Source organism: Limibacterium fermenti, from assembly GCF_041902845.1.
GTDB classification, from domain to species: domain Bacteria; phylum Bacteroidota; class Bacteroidia; order Bacteroidales; family Dysgonomonadaceae; genus Limibacterium; species Limibacterium fermenti.
Window position 1 is genome coordinate 3,513,171 of record NZ_CP159486.1, and the last position, 16,958, is coordinate 3,530,128.

At 45.1% G+C, this 16,958-nt stretch carries 11 protein-coding genes and 1 pseudogene; all 12 read right to left on the reverse strand.

Features of this window, described 5'->3' with window-relative positions; all coding sequences use genetic code 11:
- Positions 1-410 precede the first annotated feature (410 nt).
- The 12 genes and pseudogenes from ABNK31_RS15215 to ABNK31_RS15270 all read right to left on the reverse strand — a co-directional run bounded on the left by ABNK31_RS15215 (position 411) and on the right by ABNK31_RS15270 (position 16,632).
- Positions 411-1,898: a RagB/SusD family nutrient uptake outer membrane protein gene (locus ABNK31_RS15215; RefSeq protein ID WP_418893305.1), complete on the reverse strand. Its 1,488-nt coding sequence runs from the start codon at positions 1,896-1,898 to the stop codon at positions 411-413.
- Positions 1,899-1,910: 12 nt separating this feature from the next.
- Positions 1,911-4,223, reverse strand: a pseudogene (locus tag ABNK31_RS15220) (SusC/RagA family TonB-linked outer membrane protein); the annotation flags it as partial.
- Between the two features lie 12 nt (positions 4,224-4,235).
- Positions 4,236-4,871, reverse strand: a complete 636-nt coding sequence (locus tag ABNK31_RS15225; RefSeq protein WP_418893306.1) for a carboxypeptidase-like regulatory domain-containing protein — start codon at positions 4,869-4,871, stop codon at positions 4,236-4,238.
- A gap of 854 nt (positions 4,872-5,725) precedes the next feature.
- Positions 5,726-6,367, reverse strand: coding sequence for a WbqC family protein (locus ABNK31_RS15230; RefSeq protein ID WP_418895417.1), 642 nt, complete (start codon positions 6,365-6,367; stop codon positions 5,726-5,728).
- Positions 6,364-7,836, reverse strand: coding sequence for a signal peptidase I (gene lepB / locus ABNK31_RS15235; RefSeq protein WP_418893307.1), 1,473 nt, complete (start codon positions 7,834-7,836; stop codon positions 6,364-6,366). The genes ABNK31_RS15230 and lepB overlap by 4 nt, the downstream gene beginning before the upstream one ends.
- A 25-nt stretch (positions 7,837-7,861) precedes the next feature.
- Entirely contained in the window at positions 7,862-8,578 is a 717-nt protein-coding gene (gene dapB, locus ABNK31_RS15240) for a 4-hydroxy-tetrahydrodipicolinate reductase (protein WP_418893308.1), read from the reverse strand.
- A 182-nt stretch (positions 8,579-8,760) separates the two neighbouring features.
- Entirely contained in the window at positions 8,761-9,771 is a 1,011-nt protein-coding gene (locus ABNK31_RS15245; RefSeq protein ID WP_418893309.1) for an NAD-dependent epimerase/dehydratase family protein, read from the reverse strand.
- Positions 9,772-9,844: 73 nt separating this feature from the next.
- The gene (locus ABNK31_RS15250) at positions 9,845-10,465 is read right to left on the reverse strand and encodes a PD-(D/E)XK nuclease family transposase (protein ID WP_418893310.1); all 621 of its coding nucleotides are present in this window, start codon (positions 10,463-10,465) and stop codon (positions 9,845-9,847) included.
- A gap of 176 nt (positions 10,466-10,641) precedes the next feature.
- Entirely contained in the window at positions 10,642-12,213 is a 1,572-nt protein-coding gene (locus ABNK31_RS15255; protein WP_418893311.1) for a RagB/SusD family nutrient uptake outer membrane protein, read from the reverse strand.
- 30 nt (positions 12,214-12,243) lie between these two features.
- Positions 12,244-15,171, reverse strand: a complete 2,928-nt coding sequence (locus ABNK31_RS15260; protein WP_418895418.1) for a SusC/RagA family TonB-linked outer membrane protein — start codon at positions 15,169-15,171, stop codon at positions 12,244-12,246.
- 134 nt (positions 15,172-15,305) lie between these two features.
- The gene (locus ABNK31_RS15265) at positions 15,306-16,022 is read right to left on the reverse strand and encodes a DUF6261 family protein (protein ID WP_418893312.1); all 717 of its coding nucleotides are present in this window, start codon (positions 16,020-16,022) and stop codon (positions 15,306-15,308) included.
- Positions 16,003-16,632: a hypothetical protein gene (locus tag ABNK31_RS15270; RefSeq protein ID WP_418893313.1), complete on the reverse strand. Its 630-nt coding sequence runs from the start codon at positions 16,630-16,632 to the stop codon at positions 16,003-16,005. The genes ABNK31_RS15265 and ABNK31_RS15270 overlap by 20 nt, the downstream gene beginning before the upstream one ends.
- Positions 16,633-16,958: the final 326 nt, after the last annotated feature.

Sequence of the window (16,958 nt, forward strand, 5' to 3'; positions counted from 1 at the left end):
AGAGTTTTTTGTCAATCAGTACAAATGCAAAGCCCTTTATAATGTATAAGCAACCGAGAGAGCCATTCAAGCGGTATCTTCGGTAAGACAAAAAAAGGAACGGCGAAAAATCACTTTCCACCGCCCTTTTTAAATTAATAAACAAATAGAGCTTGCTTAGAAATTAAAATATAAAAAATAGAGTCTTCATATTAGAGAGTTTATATACAATAAAAAATCCAAATGCTTTATTTTGAACCCTTAATCGGGCAATTATAAGTTTTAAAAAGACAGAGCGGGGAATCACTCCTGGCTCTGTCCGAATCCTTTCAATAGAGTTTAATCTTAGTAGAGTTTTATGTAAAAAAAATTCACTGAAAGGTTTTTTGTTAGATATAACTATAACCAGATGATTTTCTTAGAAAAATAATTTACCATCCCTGATTTTGAACTAAGTTTGGATTGAGATTAAGATCATAGGACGGAATTCCCCACACAAACTTATCATCGCCCGGCTCAACGGTCAAATCTACATATCTCTTAACAACTGCGGACTCATCTTGAGGTTCGGATCTTGTAAAACCTAATCCCCAACGCTTCAGGTCTGTCAGACGCGTACCTTCCGCCAACAGCTCCCTCACTCGCTCATCTTTAACCTCTTCAAACAAAGCATCCCCACTTAAACCTGTCAAAGCAGGTAATCCTCTCGCTTTTCGTAAATCATTCAAACGAGTAAGCGCTAAATCACTCTGAGTTCCTCTTGCACCGGCTTCCGCGACAATCAAATACAGTTCTGCCGTTCTAAAAAGAATCGGAGAATGCAAAAGATTACCGGTTGAGGAGAATTCTTTTGTCAAAGGATATTTATTTAATGAATATATATTTTTAAAATTCCCCGATGCCAGTTTTAACGTGTGGTTTGCAAAATAAACTTCTTTTCTGAAATCATCGTTATGATACAACTCATAGACCTTTTTTCCCGGTATGTAAAGGGGAATATAGGTAGCGTCGGTTGAGCTGTAACCGTTTAAATATACAGCATTGGTATTGGGCGCTTCCTTGCTTCCGTCAATAACTAAATGGGTTATAATCTCCGTTCCTTTGTCACTTCCCCACAAGGTTTTCAAGGCCTCTTTTGTCGTAACTAACGGATAAGAACCGGATGTAATAATTTTTTCAGCTTCCGTAATAGCATTATTCCATTCTTCTAAATTCAGATATAATCTTGCTTTTAAAGCTGTGATCGCATCTTTAGTAAATCGAGAAGGACTATCTTTATAAGTGGCTACTTTGGAAAAATCAATATCTTTCCATTTCGATTCTGCTTCTCCCAAATCTGCAAAAATCTGATCGTAAACTTCTTTAATAGTCGATCGGGGTAACTTCTCTTCAATGTCATATTTCAAATTCAAAGGAACGCCTAAGTCGGTGGAAGCTGTAGAGGATTTATAGGCTTTTGCATATAAATTTATAAGATGCGCATATGCATAAGCTCTTATGAAATAAGCCTCCCCTACATAGGTGTTATAAGCGGTAACTTCTTCTTCGGAAGGAGTTACCAGAGTATGATTCTGTATAACATTGTTTAAATTTGCAATTAGATTATAGTATCCGCTCCAAGGATATTCAATGTCATAAGTCGTAGCGAGCAATTCAGTCCAAGCATGAACGATTCCGTAATTATTCCCGTAAGAACTTGTTGCATTAAATAAGTCTGTTTGAAGATCCGGAGCTACTGTATACCGGCCATAAGAAACGCCTCTTAATAAAGCATAACTTCCATTGACAAGTGTGCCAATATCTCCAACCGATTGAAAAGACTGCGATTGTTCAATATTATCATAAGGATAATAGTCCAAATCGCAACGAGTGAAAAAACTCGACAAAATTAATACGAATAGAATATATTTTATTTTCATAAATTCATTTATTTAGAAAGTTAAATTAAAACCTGCCGAAATCTGTTTAGTATTCGGATTTTGACCGTATGTTAAGTTGGAATCAACTTCCGGATCTTGCCCGCTATACTTGGTCCATGTAAGTAAATTTCGCCCTGTTACAAATACACGAGCCGAACTGAAGAAATTAGATTTCTCAAGGAGCTTCTGCGGCAATGAATAATTCAACGTAATTGATTTAAGCCGTAAAAATGAAGCATCTTCGACTAATCGGGAGTCAAACTGTGTAAATGTATAATCGAGTGACGGAAAACGAGTAACATCCCCTTCCTTTTTCCAATAATCAAGAATTCCCACATTTTGATTCTGTGCATCAAAAACCGTAGGATTCAAAGCAAAATAACTATCATTATTTAGCAGATACTTATTCAGTTGGAAAGAGAAAGCCGCTTCGAGACTAAAGCCTTTGTAACCGCCTCTTAATCCAAAACCTCCAATAATATCGGGATTCAGATTTTTCCCTATATTTTGCGACAACGTCGAGCTGTAGGTGGAAGTTACGTTGTTTGGATCTTTTACCGTTACAGACGGATCGTCTCCCGGAATGTACCATTGCGGCGCACCGGTTTCGGGGTTAACGCCGGCCCAAATAGCATTATAAAAAGTTTGAGGTTGCCCTACAGTCCATATCAGGTTATAACCATCCATCGGCCAGTATTTGCCATCGCCGGTTGCTTCGGAAAAAAGTTTGGTGATTTTTTCTTTGTTATACGAGAGATTTATATACGGCTCGAGGAAAAAATCTTTGTTTTTGAATATATTATACGAAAGGGAGAGCTCCACACCGGTATTTTTAAGAGATGCCGTATTTTTCATTACGGAAGTAACACCGGATGTGTAAGGATAAGGAACGCCCACATGGAGATCCTCGTTCCTTTTATCGTAAGCTTCCAAAATCACATTCAGTTTGTCATCAAAAGCAGAGGCTTCGACGGCTACGGAAAAATGCTTCTGTTTTTCCCAGCCCAGATTCGGATTTCCGAACTTAGATATAGCCCAGCCCAAATTCCCTTGATATTGATTCGAGCCGATTAATGAATAGAACTCATACGGATCGATTTCGGACCGTCCTTGTGTTCCATAACTCGCCCTTAAATCCAATTTAGACAACCAATTGACGTCTTTCAGAAAACTTTCGGATTTTAACTTCCATCGGCCCCCGATAGAAAAGAACCACCCGGATCTGTTATCAGCAGCCAATAAAGAACTCTCGTCCCTTCGCGCAGTGATGTCTCCGTAATATTTATCATCATAGGAATAATTGACACGTCCGAAATAGGACAAATAAGCATACTCGTTTTTCCCGGAAGACACTGTCTTTTCACCTGTCCCCGCATCCAGTTCGGACAAACGGTCATCCGTAATTCCCTGTACCGAGGCCTCTACGGATTCATAAGTATATTTCGTCCATTCTTGTCCTAACAAAACACTAAAATTGTGAATATCCTCAATATTCCACGAGTATTCTGCGGTATTTGTCGTCTGTAGCTGATGTTTTCTATAACGGCTTTCACTCGTTGTACCGTTTCCTGCATATTGCACGTGTTCGGCTGACCGTTTACTCGATACATTATGATCGAAAGCATCAATGGAATTTAGCGTTTTTAATTTAAGCCCTTCGACAGGCGTTAACTCAATATAGGAGCTACCGGTTATTTGGATTTTATTATTCGAATAGGGAAACATATCGGCCAAATAAGACAAAGAATATTGGTTCCATCCGGGAATTCTTTCTCCGTAATATTCCTTCCCGTCTTTATCATAAGGAGTATAGAACGGTGGCGCAAGATAAGATAATCCTCCGGATAAATAATTCCAACCATACGGATTTTGCTCTTGTTCGGTATAAGCAATATTCACATTTAGCCCTGCTTTAAACCAGGGGTTGACTTCTGTATTAAAATTGAATTTAGAGGAATACCTATCAAATTTTGAACGATAAGCCAACCCTTCCTGGTCGAGTATACCAAACGATACGAAGTAATCGGATTTCTCACTCCCTCCGGAATAAGATAAATTCGCTTCAGCCAATTTCCTGTCAGCCTGATAATAATAATTTCTCCAATTCGTATTATTACCCCCATAAGTTTCTCTAATGGAATTGATGTCCTTTTCAGAATAAAAACCTGCTTCTTGCCAGAAATTCAACAATCCTTCGGTATCAAATAAATTATCCCATAACTTAGATTCAGCCAAATTGGAAATACCATATTGGGCATCCACGCTAATTCTTCCTTTTTGTCCTCTTTTTCCTCTTTTAGTCGTATAAATGATTACCCCATTAGCTGCCCGGGAACCCTAGATAGACGTTGCAGAAGCATCTTTAAGAACTGACACGCTTTCCAAATCATTGGGATTGAGAGCCAAAACCGTCGTACTGTTTACCGCAATTCCATCCAATATATAAAGAGGAGCACTACTTCCTTCAAGAGTTCCCACTCCCCGCACAACGATAGAGGATGTGGCGGAAGGTTCGCCGCTGGAAGTGTAAATCATCACTCCCGGTACTCGTCCCTGCAAAGCATCGACAACATTGGCCGACGCCTTATTCCTAATACTTTCCGAATTAACAGTAACGATCGAGCCGGTAATCGATCCGATCTTTTGTCCGGAACCATATCCAACGACTACTAACTCATCCAATGATTTTGACCCTTCTATCAGTACTACTCTTACATTGGCGCTTACAGATACCTCTTGAGTTTCATAACCTAAATAAGAGATAATCAATATGCCGTTTTCCGGAGCTGACAAACTAAAGTTGCCATCCGCATTGGTAGCTGTACCTCCTGATGTACCCTTAATCAACACAGAGGCCCCGATAATGGGCTCACCCGCCTCATCGACGACCGTACCCCGTACGCGTGTCTGGGCAGTTATCACGCCTATCCCCACAAGGAATAGCGTTAAAAACAATACTAACTTTCTTTTCATAAACTACTTTTTTTAATTAATTCAATTGATTAAACTTTTTTCTTTTTTATATTTAAACGACACTTATTAAATCATATAAAATGGAATAAAGATATTGGCACCTATAGGAACAGGCGATGATACATAACAAAAAAGTCCCCATGCCGAAGCATTGCTCCGACATGAGGACTCATAATAGAAAAAATGGAAACTCCAGCCTTCGAGAGGAAATTTAGGAGAAGAAGATAAGGCTTGCCCCCCCCCCCCCCGTTAATCTTTATTAACAAAAGGATCGCAAAAGAATCTCTTTCCGCTAGAATAATATTGTTCAAATCTTTTTTTATCATTGTTCTTCAAGATCAAAATGATCCGTTCTCTCAAAATTTTCACTATAAAACAAAAAACTCCACCGAAGCTATATCGGTGGAGTTCTCTATATGTAAATATAATTCTTCCCTACCCGATAGGACTTCGTCTTATCGACATACACATACAGCAACACATCATCGAAACTGTATTTTTGTTTGTACCGGCAATCGGGAAGAAATATTTATTCATTATTATATAAATCTATAACCTATTAAAAACTTACAAAGAAAAATCGTATAACAATCTTTAATTTGAATTCATTAATAATTTTGACAAAAGTAATGGATAATCGACATCGCATCAATACCACAATTATGGTATTTTGATACTTTCGGGGTGTTTTTCATAAGAAAAGATATAAAGAGTTTGAGAATAGGAGATCTTTAAAAAGAAGTAATAGACTCGTAATCAATCGATGAATACGGAACGCTGAAAATTAGAGACTGTTGATTATTTTTCAGCCGTAAGCTCAATATTTATCTATAAGTGACAAAATTCTTTAATTGTCATCCTAAATACAACCGGGCCTCGTTGCCCATATTGAAAAGCAAGTCAATGATGCTCAGATTTTCCAGAAACCCCTGTTTTTGTTTGAAAACCTGATAATAAAGTTTCGGGAAAAAGCCGGTTTCGCCCGAGTGCAAAGGCTGCTTCGGATCGATTGTCTCGCGATAATCGGCCCATCCGGGCGGAACAACGTCGATATACGACGGCGTATAGACAACCGGCTCCGGAATACCGAGCAAACGGCACACCAATAAACGCAACTCCTCGTTGAAATCATGAAGAAAAGGATATGTCTTATGATAGAACGGCTCGAAATCATCGCGATAATAATCGAAAAACGGCGTGGAATTATAAGCCGATACAAGGGCATTCCAATGCAGATGCCGCCAATTTCCATGATCGGCAATGCGCATATCTTTCATCGCCGTGTGCGGCGAAGGAGGCTTTTCGACGGGTACGCTCAATGCCATCGGGCCGTTTGCCCCGGCTATGACACACCGGTTCCGGTACGACTGCTTTCGATAGGTATCGTGCACTTCCATCCAGACCTCCGGCGCACGAAACAGCACGCTGTAGTATTCAATGGGGGCTAAATAGAATGAAGAGAGAAGAACGGTTCCCGCCGAACCTGTTCCCTTCATGCGGGTATTTTCGCACTTCGGAACAACCGTTTCCAACGGATCTTCCCATTGAACCACCCTTTGTCTTTTTCTAACGAAAGCCAGATGAGAATCGGACGGCCTACGATATGATCTTCCGGCACAAAACCCCATACGCGGGAGTCGGCCGAATTATGACGGTTATCCCCCATCATAAAGTAATAATCCAAGGAAAAGGTATAGGAATCGACCTGTTGACCATTTATAGATACTTTTCCGTCGCGGTATTCCAACTGATTCCCCTCGTAGTTCTCGATACAGCGGCGATAAGCAGCGACTTTAAAGTCGACATCGGTATCGAACGTAACCGTTTGCCCTTTTTTAGGGATCCATAGCGGCCCGAAGGTATCGCGGGTCCAGCCGGTTTCATAGCCGAACGGATAATAGGACGACATTCCGACCTGTTCTTTTTCCTTGATGATGTTCCATATAAATGGTTTCGATTTTAATTTATCCACCATTTCGTTGGTCATGGGAATATTATAATAAAGCCTTCCGTTATTTCCATTGCGTTGTTGAAGACTGTACAAAGCCATATTGAGACTATCTAGTTGGGAGAGATCCTGCATCTTAAGCATCGATTGTCCGTACCCATTGTCCGAAAAGTAATCGCCAATATTGATTCCGATCTCTTCAAACACCTGCGGCGATATCACCGAACCATCGGTTTGAATCATATAATTGTGTTGCGATAACTTGGGGTTCGGCTGGAATTGGCCATCGATAAACACACTATCGTTTCTTAAAGCGACGGTTTCGCCCGGCAGGCCGATACAACGCTTCACATAATTTTCGCGACGATCTACGGGACGGTACACAATATCGCCATACGTCCTTTTATCGGAGCGGATCCCTTCCCGGCCATTCGGGTTGTAGGAACTGAGCGTATAATAATCGACGCCCTGCATATTCAACGCTACGCTATCGCCCACCGGAAAATTGAAGACCACAATATCATTTCTTTTCACGTTTCCAAAGCCTTTCAACCGGCGGTATTTCCACTGCGGCTTATCCAGGTACGATTTGCCTCCGACAACCGGCATGGTGTGTTGCGCCAGCGGAAACGACAAGGGCGTCATCGGCGCACGAGGACCGTAACTAAGTTTACTGACCGCCAAAAAATCGCCCACAAGCAACGACTTCTCCAGTGAAGAGGTCGGTATCTGATAGTTTTGAAAGAAAAAGACATTGATGAAATATACGGCAATCAATGCAAAAATAATCGCATCGACCCATTCCATTACTTTCCGGAACGACTTATTTTTGGACTTTTTCCAAAAAGTCCAGGGTATATATTTGGTAATATAGGCATCGAAGAAGAGCACGATAAGTAACAATATCCACGGGTTTCCGTACCATACGGAAAACAGCAGAATCGCGATAGTCCACACGGCAAACCAAATCCATTGACGACGTGTAGCTTTTGAAAATCTTTCTTTGAGTGATATCATACGTTTTGTAAGTTTATAAACGGCATTAAAAATTCAACAGATCCTGCATTCCTAAAAAGCCGTTTTTACCGGCCGTAAACTCGGCGGCGACAACAGCTCCCAAGGCAAATCCCCGACGGCTCTTCGCCTCGTGTTCAATGCGGATCACATCTTCCTCTGACTCGTACGTAACGGCATGTATACCGGGAACTTCCTCTTTGCGAAAAGCCTTCACGAGCAATTGGTCTTCGCGATCGACACGATCGAGCTTCCACTCCCGCTTTCTATCGAGAGAAGCCAGAATCTCTTCGGCAAGCGTAATGGCCGTGCCGCTCGGAGCATCGAGTTTGTGAATGTGATGCGTTTCTTCAAGCCGGACATCATAGGCCGGAAAGCCGTTCATTATCTTGGCCAGATAACGGTTGACGGCAAAAAAGATATTGACTCCCAAGCTGAAATTCGAGGCATAGAAGAAGGTGTTGCCTCCGTTTTGGCAAGCTTTCTTTATCTCATCGAGATGTTCGAGCCATCCGGTGGTTCCCGAAACAACGGGTACGCCGGCGGCAAAGGCCCGGCGGTAATTTTGCAGCGCGCTTTGCGGAGAGGTAAACTCAATGGCTACATCCGCCCGCTTGAATTCGGGCGAATCGAATTTATTTTCTTCGTTCAAGTCAATAATACAGACAATGGTATGTCCTCTCTCCCGGGCGATCTTTTCGATTTCGTGCCCCATTTTACCGTAGCCGATCAGCGCAATATTCATTCTTCTGTTTCATTTAGAACAACAAAAATATAAAAAATACCTGTGTAAGTCGTTTTCAGACCGTTATTTGTTCTTAATTTTAAGGATTAACGGCCGGCATATCCGCAAAGTGTTATCGGCTTCGGCCCTTATCGCGAAGCAATATCGCCGAAGACATTATCACAAAGTCCTATCGAAGACCTTTACAACCAGCCCTTTTCTTTATACCAACGAACGGTTTCTTCCACCCCGCGGCGCAAAGGATATTCGGGTTTAAATGACAAACCGGTACGGATCGGTTCGATATCGCAATTCCAATTGCGCTGCTCCATAATGTTGTATTTATCCGTGTTGAAAGTGGAAGCCCTTCCCAGCAAGGAAGCCACCTTCTCACTCACCCATGCAGCGCCTTTCACCACCCCGAGCGGAATCTTCAATCGCAGCACGCGCTTTTTGTGCAAAACCTCCTGCACGATTCGGTTAAACTCCTCATCGGTATACACATCCCCGTCAGCGACGATATATTCGACTCTTTTCACCTGTTTTTCGATGCAAAGGAAAATAACCCGGGCAAGATCTTCGGAATAAATAAAAGTCAGGAGTTGCCGTTTCATGCCGGCGCCGACATTCAACCCGTTTTTTACGGATTTAACCAGGATATAATAATCTTTATCGCGAGGGCCATACACGCCCGTGGGACGCAAGATGACATACGGGAAACCGGGGAGGCTCTTCAGGTAATTCTCGGCTTTGAGCTTGCTGCGTCCGTAAGCCGTGGTGGGATTAGGCTCTTGTTCGGCGCGAAGGGGCGCGTAATTCTCCTCATCGCCCTTGCCGATGGCACTCAGGCTACTCATAAAAATAAAACTATCGGGAACCGTGCCGGTTTCGATTAGCGCATCGGCTAAATGGCGGGTGTATCCATCGTTTACCCTGTCGAAATCGGCTTTGTGCAGCGCTTTGGTCATCCCCGCAATATGCACGATGGCATCGAATCGACCGTTGTCGCGGGCAAACAGCCGCAATTGCTCCGTCAACTTTTCTTTATCGGAGTACGTAAGGTCGATAAACCGGATGCGGGGGTCTGTCAGATACTCTCGGCTGCTGGAAGTGCGAACTCCCGCCCAGGTTTCATATCCCAGTTCAAGGGCCTTGTCTACTACCGTGCTCCCGATAAAACCGCTGGCTCCGGTGATGAGTATTTTCTTTTGCATAGACGTTTAATGGATTGTTTCATGCAAAAATAGTGGAATTATCTAAGATTGAGAAACGGGTGCTTCGATTTCTTTACAGCTTTTCGATTTCTTCGACAGACAGGCCGCTCACTTTAGAGATCACCTTCACCGGAATGCCCTCGGCTTTCATATTCCGCACCATTTCGATCTGCTTATTTCTTTCGCCTTTTGCCCGGCCTTCTGCTTCTCCTTCAGCTCTCCCTTCAGCCCGTCCTTCAGCTTTGCCTTCCCTCGTTGCTTTCCGTTTTGCAGAATTAATCTGGGCTAACCGATCGCGGTAGGCCCTGATATCGGCATCGTACATTCTGCGCTCTTCCTTGCTCAAGGAAGTAAGATCAGCAATCTTCTCCAGTTTTTTAAAAATAGGCTTTTCCTCCTTAAAAGGAATGTCTTTTAATGTTTGCATATTCTTTAATGTATAAATCCATTTATCCAAACCTGTCACACATTCCGTTTTCGTTTTCGTTTTCGTGAAAAACGGAAGTTCCACGAAAATAAAACGCAGCTTATCGCTGAATTGTTCGTGGGTATCACGGTCGGCAAGAATGACATCCGTCCGCAATTTGACTTCCAACAAGTCATTCAAAAAGTCGAGCAGCAAATCTTTGCTGTCTTCCTGACCGAAAATCCGCTTGAATGCTACGTCGTATGCGGGATTAACAAACCTTGTCATGTGTCTTCCTTTATTTTAATCTTCAAAGATACGAAACAATTACGAAAAATGAGACAAAAAATCGAAGACCGGTTCGGCGCCGATAAAAAAAGCCCGGAAAAGCTTCTATAAGGGAAACTTTTCCGGGCTCGCATTACCGTCATTTCAGGAAACCAGGGGTGTTTCCCATACAAAAATTATTGAAATTTAGGATACCCCTGATTTTGCACCAAATTAGGGTTGGTTTGCCAAGCGTCCTGCGATATCGGATAAAGTTTGAGATGCTCTCCTGTCGCCCGTTCGCAGTTGGAAGCCTTCCACATGGTTTTCCCGAATTCGCCGAAACGAATATCGTCCTGGCGGGACGAACCTTCCCATGCCAATTCGAGCCGGCGTTCCAACAAGATTTTCGCCAAATCGACGGTTTTGTAATCGTGATCTCTATTACCATACGCCCGTGCACGAACATCGTCGACCCACTTAGCTGCGTCCGCACCGCCGCCTCCCGAACGGAGAACGGCTTCGGCTTTCATTAGGTACACATCGGCAAGCCGGAAGATATGGAAGTCGTTTTCCATCGCATTGACCAAATCCTGGGCATACGGCCATTTCAGGCAGCGGGCGCCGTCGTGCTGATTAACCGCGCCCCAAGGCGTACCGTCGTATTCCGTATTGGGAAGCATGGTGACGGCAACGGTGTGATTGAGTTCCAACCCGTGATCGGTGATAATCACTTTCCCGGTGGCACGGTCGTACTGTTTTCCTATCAGGAACGAACCGGCATAACGGGGATCCTCAACATCGAAAAGCTCCACATATTCGGGTTGGGCGCAAATACCGTTCCATGCGGAGAAATTGCCGCCCAATGACAATTGGTCTTTATAATGCAACGTCCGGTTCATCATTTGATTCTGGTTTTCGGTGTCCGTCTTAGAGAAAGCCACGGCAAAGATGGCCTCGCGCGAGTTGTGGTTGGTTAACGAAAAATTATCCTTCCATACCGGTTCGAGAATATAATCCATCCCCAATACCAAATCGCAATAATCGGAGGCTTCCTTATACGCATCGCCGCCGTACGTTACGCCCCAAGCTTCGGCATTGAGCAACAACTTCGCGAGCAACGTATATGCGGCGCCCTTCGTAAAGCGGGCATACGCAGAAGCATCGGGGCAAGAAGGGGCAATTTCTTTAACCTCTTCCACAAGCCAGTCGAAGACCACCTGCCGGGAACTGTTTGTAGGCAACGTTTTACCCGCCGGCACATATTCGGTAACCAGAGGAACGTTTCCGAAATAATCGAGCATGGTATAGTACCAGAAAGCCCTCACGCCCCGGACTTCCGCCGTCAGGATTTTTTTCGCGTCATCCGACACCACATCGGTTTGTTCGATAATATAAAGGGTGGCGTTACATTTTCCGATACTGTTGGAGGCATTGCTCCAACCCGTTTTCACCTGGCTGGTTTGCGCCGTCCAGGTATGCATGAACAGTTCGCGGTATTGGCCGCCGTCGTACCAGTCGCCCCCGAGGCGGGTAGGCGTCACAGCCATCGAGCCGGCACATTCCGACAGATAAAGATAGTTGCCCGGCCAATACGTCCTTAACGAATTATATACATCGCCGATAACGGCATTGAGTTGTTTTTCGGTTTCCGGGAAATCTCCGGCAAGCTGATCGTATATCTCCTCATCGAGGTTCGTACAAGAGAAGGAGACCGCCATCCATAAAATTCCGGATAAAACAGAGAGTATGATTGTTTTTTTATTCATAACGTCGTTTTTTTAAATCAATGATACCTATTAAAAAGTCAGATTAACGCCAAAAGTGAAAGAACGCGCCTTCGGCATATAATTACGCGCCTCGATACCCGGCGAAAGGCCGGCGCCGTCGTCGGAAGGTTCACCGCGGAAGAGTTCCACTTCGGGATCGAGCCCTTTGTAACCGGTGATCACAAACAGGTTTTGCCCGGCTACATACACGCGCGCCCTTTCCAGCCAATCGGTTGATTTGGTATTGAATGTATATCCGATAGCCATATTATCCAACCGGATGTGCGAGGCGTCTTCGACATAAAAAGAGGTTACGCGCGAGTTTTCGCGCAAGATGCTCACCAGCTCGTCGTTCAAGGCGTTTGCGCCGCTGAGGTAGGTGTTGTTGCCATAAGCGGCGCGAGGATTGTTGAGCACTTTATTCCCGGCGGTTCCACGGAAAAAGATACTGGCATCCCAATTTTTCCAGGAGAAAGAATGATTCCATCCGAACGTCAAGTCGGGTTGCGAATCGCCCACGTAGGTACGGTCGTCATCGGTGATTTGCCCGTCTTTATTCCTATCTTCGATAATGTATTTGCCGTCTTCGGTGAGTCCCGTACACTTCAGCATATAAAACTGCCCTACGGGATATCCGACCTCCACCACATGCGAGGTAACGCCCGAAGCGCCGCGAATCCACGGATCACCCGTATAGATACGTCCGGTGGAATACAACTCGTTGGACAGTTTGGTAACCTTATTGATATTATGAGCCAGATTGACCGTTGTGGTATAGGTGAATGTTTTGTTTTTCACCACATCGATATTCAGCATCAGTTCGACACCCTTATTACTCATATTCCCCACATTGGCCTGCATTTTATCGTAAACATACGTCGGCGTGGAGACGGCATACGTATATAACATGTCGGATGTTTGCTTGTCATACCATTCGATGGTCCCGTTGAGGCGGTTGTTGAACAGCGAAAAATCGAGGCCGATGTTTAACATGGCGGTCGATTCCCACTTGAGGTCGGGATTGGCATTTTGCGAAATCTTATACGCGGTGAGTTGCGACCCGTCGCTGTAATATGTTCCCGCGGCCGAATAAAGTTCGAGCGACTTGTAAGGCTGCAACCCGTCCTGGTTTCCCGTCACGCCATAACCGACACGCAACTTGAGGTCTTTCACCCAATCGATCTCTTCCATAAACGGTTCCTGCGAAATACCCCAGGCGGCCGAAGCGGAAGGGAACGTCCCCCATTTATGGTTTTTACCGAACTTCGACGAACCGTCACGGCGCACCGTAGCGGTAACCATATAACGGTCTTGATAACTATAATGCGCGCGGCCGAAGAACGAAATCAATTTATAGGCATTTTTACTGGAAGTAACCTCCCCTATTTTCAACGAGTTTCCCGACTGGATATTGTCGGCGCCCATGGAGTTGACCACAAAGTCGGTCGCTTGCGACCGCTGACTGGAGAAGACATTGTTTTCCCAGGAATACCCGAGGATCGCATCGAATTTATGCGTTTTGTCGGCACCGAAAGTCGTTTCATAGTTGGCCGTCCATTCCATCAGTTCCCGATCCCATTTCCGGGCTTGCCGCACCGCCAGGCCGTTGTTACCGTCGCCGCGTGAGTTGCGGGGATCCTCCCACTCGCTGTAGTCACTGGAAAAACGGCTCTTGTAGAAGGAAGCCTTTAGGTTAAGCCCTTCGACGATGTCGAATTGGAGATCACCCGCGCCGTAAAAATAGTTATTGCTCGCCTTACGGTAGTTCTGATCCTGGTTTTGCACGGGATTACCCTGGTCGTAAGCGTTATTGGCGGCGGTAAAATACGAGCCGTCTTCGTTATACACCGGATACACCGGCGGCATATTATAGGCAAGGATAAAATCGTCCCGGAACGGGAAGCGCATATCGGTCAACGTTCCGGAACCCGTCAAGCCCACCCGCAAACGGTCGTTGATGGCGCGCTGCTGGAGTTGGAAGCGGAATGAATGGCGCGTCATCTCGTTATCGCGTGCGATACCCGTACGATCCAAAAAGGTGTAGGAAGCCCGGTAGTTGTGTTTGGGGCCTCCCCCCGAAAGCGAAATGGAATGGTTGGTGGATATTCCCGTGCGAAGCATTTCGCCGAACCAATCGGTATCGGCCGTGTAGCCGTCGAAATTGCTGATATCGTTCCCCAACTCCTTATTGGTTGCGCGCCATTCGGCGGCATTCATCATATCGGGTTTATTGGCAACCTGGTCGACCGACACATAGCCGTCGTATTGCAACAGGTTTTTGGCGCCCGAACCGCGTTTCGTGGTAATGAGAATAACGCCTCCGGCAGCGCGGGATCCGTAAATGGCAGCCGACGAAGCATCTTTCAACACCGAGATCGATTCGATATCGGAAGGCGATACCGTAGACATGTCGCCCCCGGGTATGCCGTCGATGACGATCATCGGCCCCTGGTCGTTTTGCAAAGTCGATGTCCCGCGCAGGCGGATTTGCGAGCCGCGCGTCACATCGCCCGATCCGGACGTGACGATCAATCCGGCAACTTTCCCCTGCAACAAGTCGGAGGCATCGCGGTTAATTCCTTTATTAAAGTTCTCTTCGGATACGTTGGCGATGGAGCCGGTAATCTCGCGACGCGTTTGCGTACCGTAACCGACCACCACCACTTCATCCAGCAACTCGGCATCTTCCTCCAGCACCACATTCAACGTGGTACGCCCGTTCAATTCAATCGTTTGCGTACGCATCCCCATATACGATATTACCAGAGTGGCGTTTCCGGGCACGTTGGGCAAAGTGAAATTTCCATCGGCATCGGTAACGGTTCCGGCCGTCGAACCCTCGGCCTGAACCGTTACCCCTACCAACGGATCTCCCTTGGTGTCGGAGACATTCCCTCGCAAGGTAATATTCTGTGCAAAAGAACATAAAGAGACGGCCCACACGAAAAGCAATAGCATCCCCTTATAGAAAATGATTTTTTGTTTTTTCATAAAATTCTCGTATTTAATTATTTAATTCAGAAAAAAAGGATATTGTTTAGGATAAATATTCCAAACCGGAGCGCCGCATGGCGCGGCACTTCCGGTATTCGTTACTTTTTGTCGCGGGTTTTTTCGTCCTCGTCATTTTTGTCGTGAATCGACCGCTTGGCGGCTTTCAACACTTCGTCCAGATCGTGGTATAAGTCGCTCCAACCGGACTGTTTACGCAAGGCCGACACCATCCCGTAATAATCACGCAGCGCATCTTCCAATTGGTGACGGATGGTACTGGCCGAAGGTTGCTGACGCAGCGCCGAATTGGCATCGACTTGCTTAAGGAACTGAACGTCGAAATCCTCTTGCGCCTTTTTCAGGGCTTCATAATGCGGCACCAATCCCACGGTGGTCAACAAAGCCTGATTCTCTTCCGATGAAAACGTTTCGATTTTTTTATGCAGCACCTCCGTTTCGTCGCCGTAATTCAAGCCCGAAACAGCGCCTAAATCATCCCACACCTCTAACAGTTGTCTGGCAGCCAATCCTTTTTCATCATCGAAAGCCGCAAAGCCGGTCAACAGATCATGAAAGCCCGCATCCAGCCGGTCACGCACCAAATCCTGAGACTTCACTTCCGGCCCCAACCCGCTATAGATATTTTTCAACACCGAACGCTCGTATCCGGTATGTGCATTTACTACCTCCAGATAAAGGGGGTCTTCCTGTACCGTTGCATTGGTACTCTTTTTCGAGACTTCCAGAGTGTTCCGCCCTAGCGTCCCCAATCCGGTCGTTGTCAACCGGGAAAAACTAATTAATAATTTTTCCATGATTTTCAAAATTTTGATATATAACAGATCGATATAAATAGAAATTCGATTTTCGCGCTTTAGGAAAGAATGCGGAAAGGCGGGAAGGCGTTTTTTTCGCCTCCGCAGACAAACGAAGAGCCGGATAACACGGTTTTTCGTTCTCGCAGCGCCCCGGAGAGCCGGACAAGTCCGATTGTAAGTTTCGCAGACGGGCAAAAGTCCGGATATCTTCTTTTTCCACTTCCGCGGCCATGCGGAACGGGCGAAAGGTGATTTTTTTCCCTTCCGCATAGGCGCAAAACGTCGGATAGAAGTCGTTTTCTCTTCCGCGGCGCTGCGGAGAGGCGGATGGGTCTGGCCGGAGCTTCCGCAGAGAAGCGGAACCCAAAACCTTTTCCGTTGTCTTTTCCGCAGGTAATGGAGACACACAAAACGATAACAAGCCCTTAAAAGAAGAAACGGGCAATGGATATAATTCGTTTTTTTCAAAAACCGGTGGGTAGAAAAACAAGATTGCGGTAGCGATAGAGTCCTCGAACGGGAACATATATCTCCCTGCTCTCTTTTGAATGGAAATGGGTGGTAAAAGAGACTCGATGACTTGCGTATATATACCGCTCTTACTCATTGTATTAGTAATTCATTTTTTCGGCCGTTATCCGTCAGTTCTGTGGCGGAATCCGACGATCTGTCACAAAGATAACGATTTTCTTCGAACAAGGGATCAACAAATTCAAAAAAAATTTCGGCATAACCCTGTTTTTTTATTGAAAAAAATAAATACCTTTGCCGCGATACGCGTAGAAGCGTAATCTATTAGAAATAAAACGAGAAGCGTTTTAGATATTACCCTGTTCATAAAATCTACCAAATTTTTCTTGCAAGGGGTAATAGCAACAAACGCTCCGCGCCTGTTTGGCGTGGGGCTGTTGCTTTACTCTTGCAAGGGCTTTG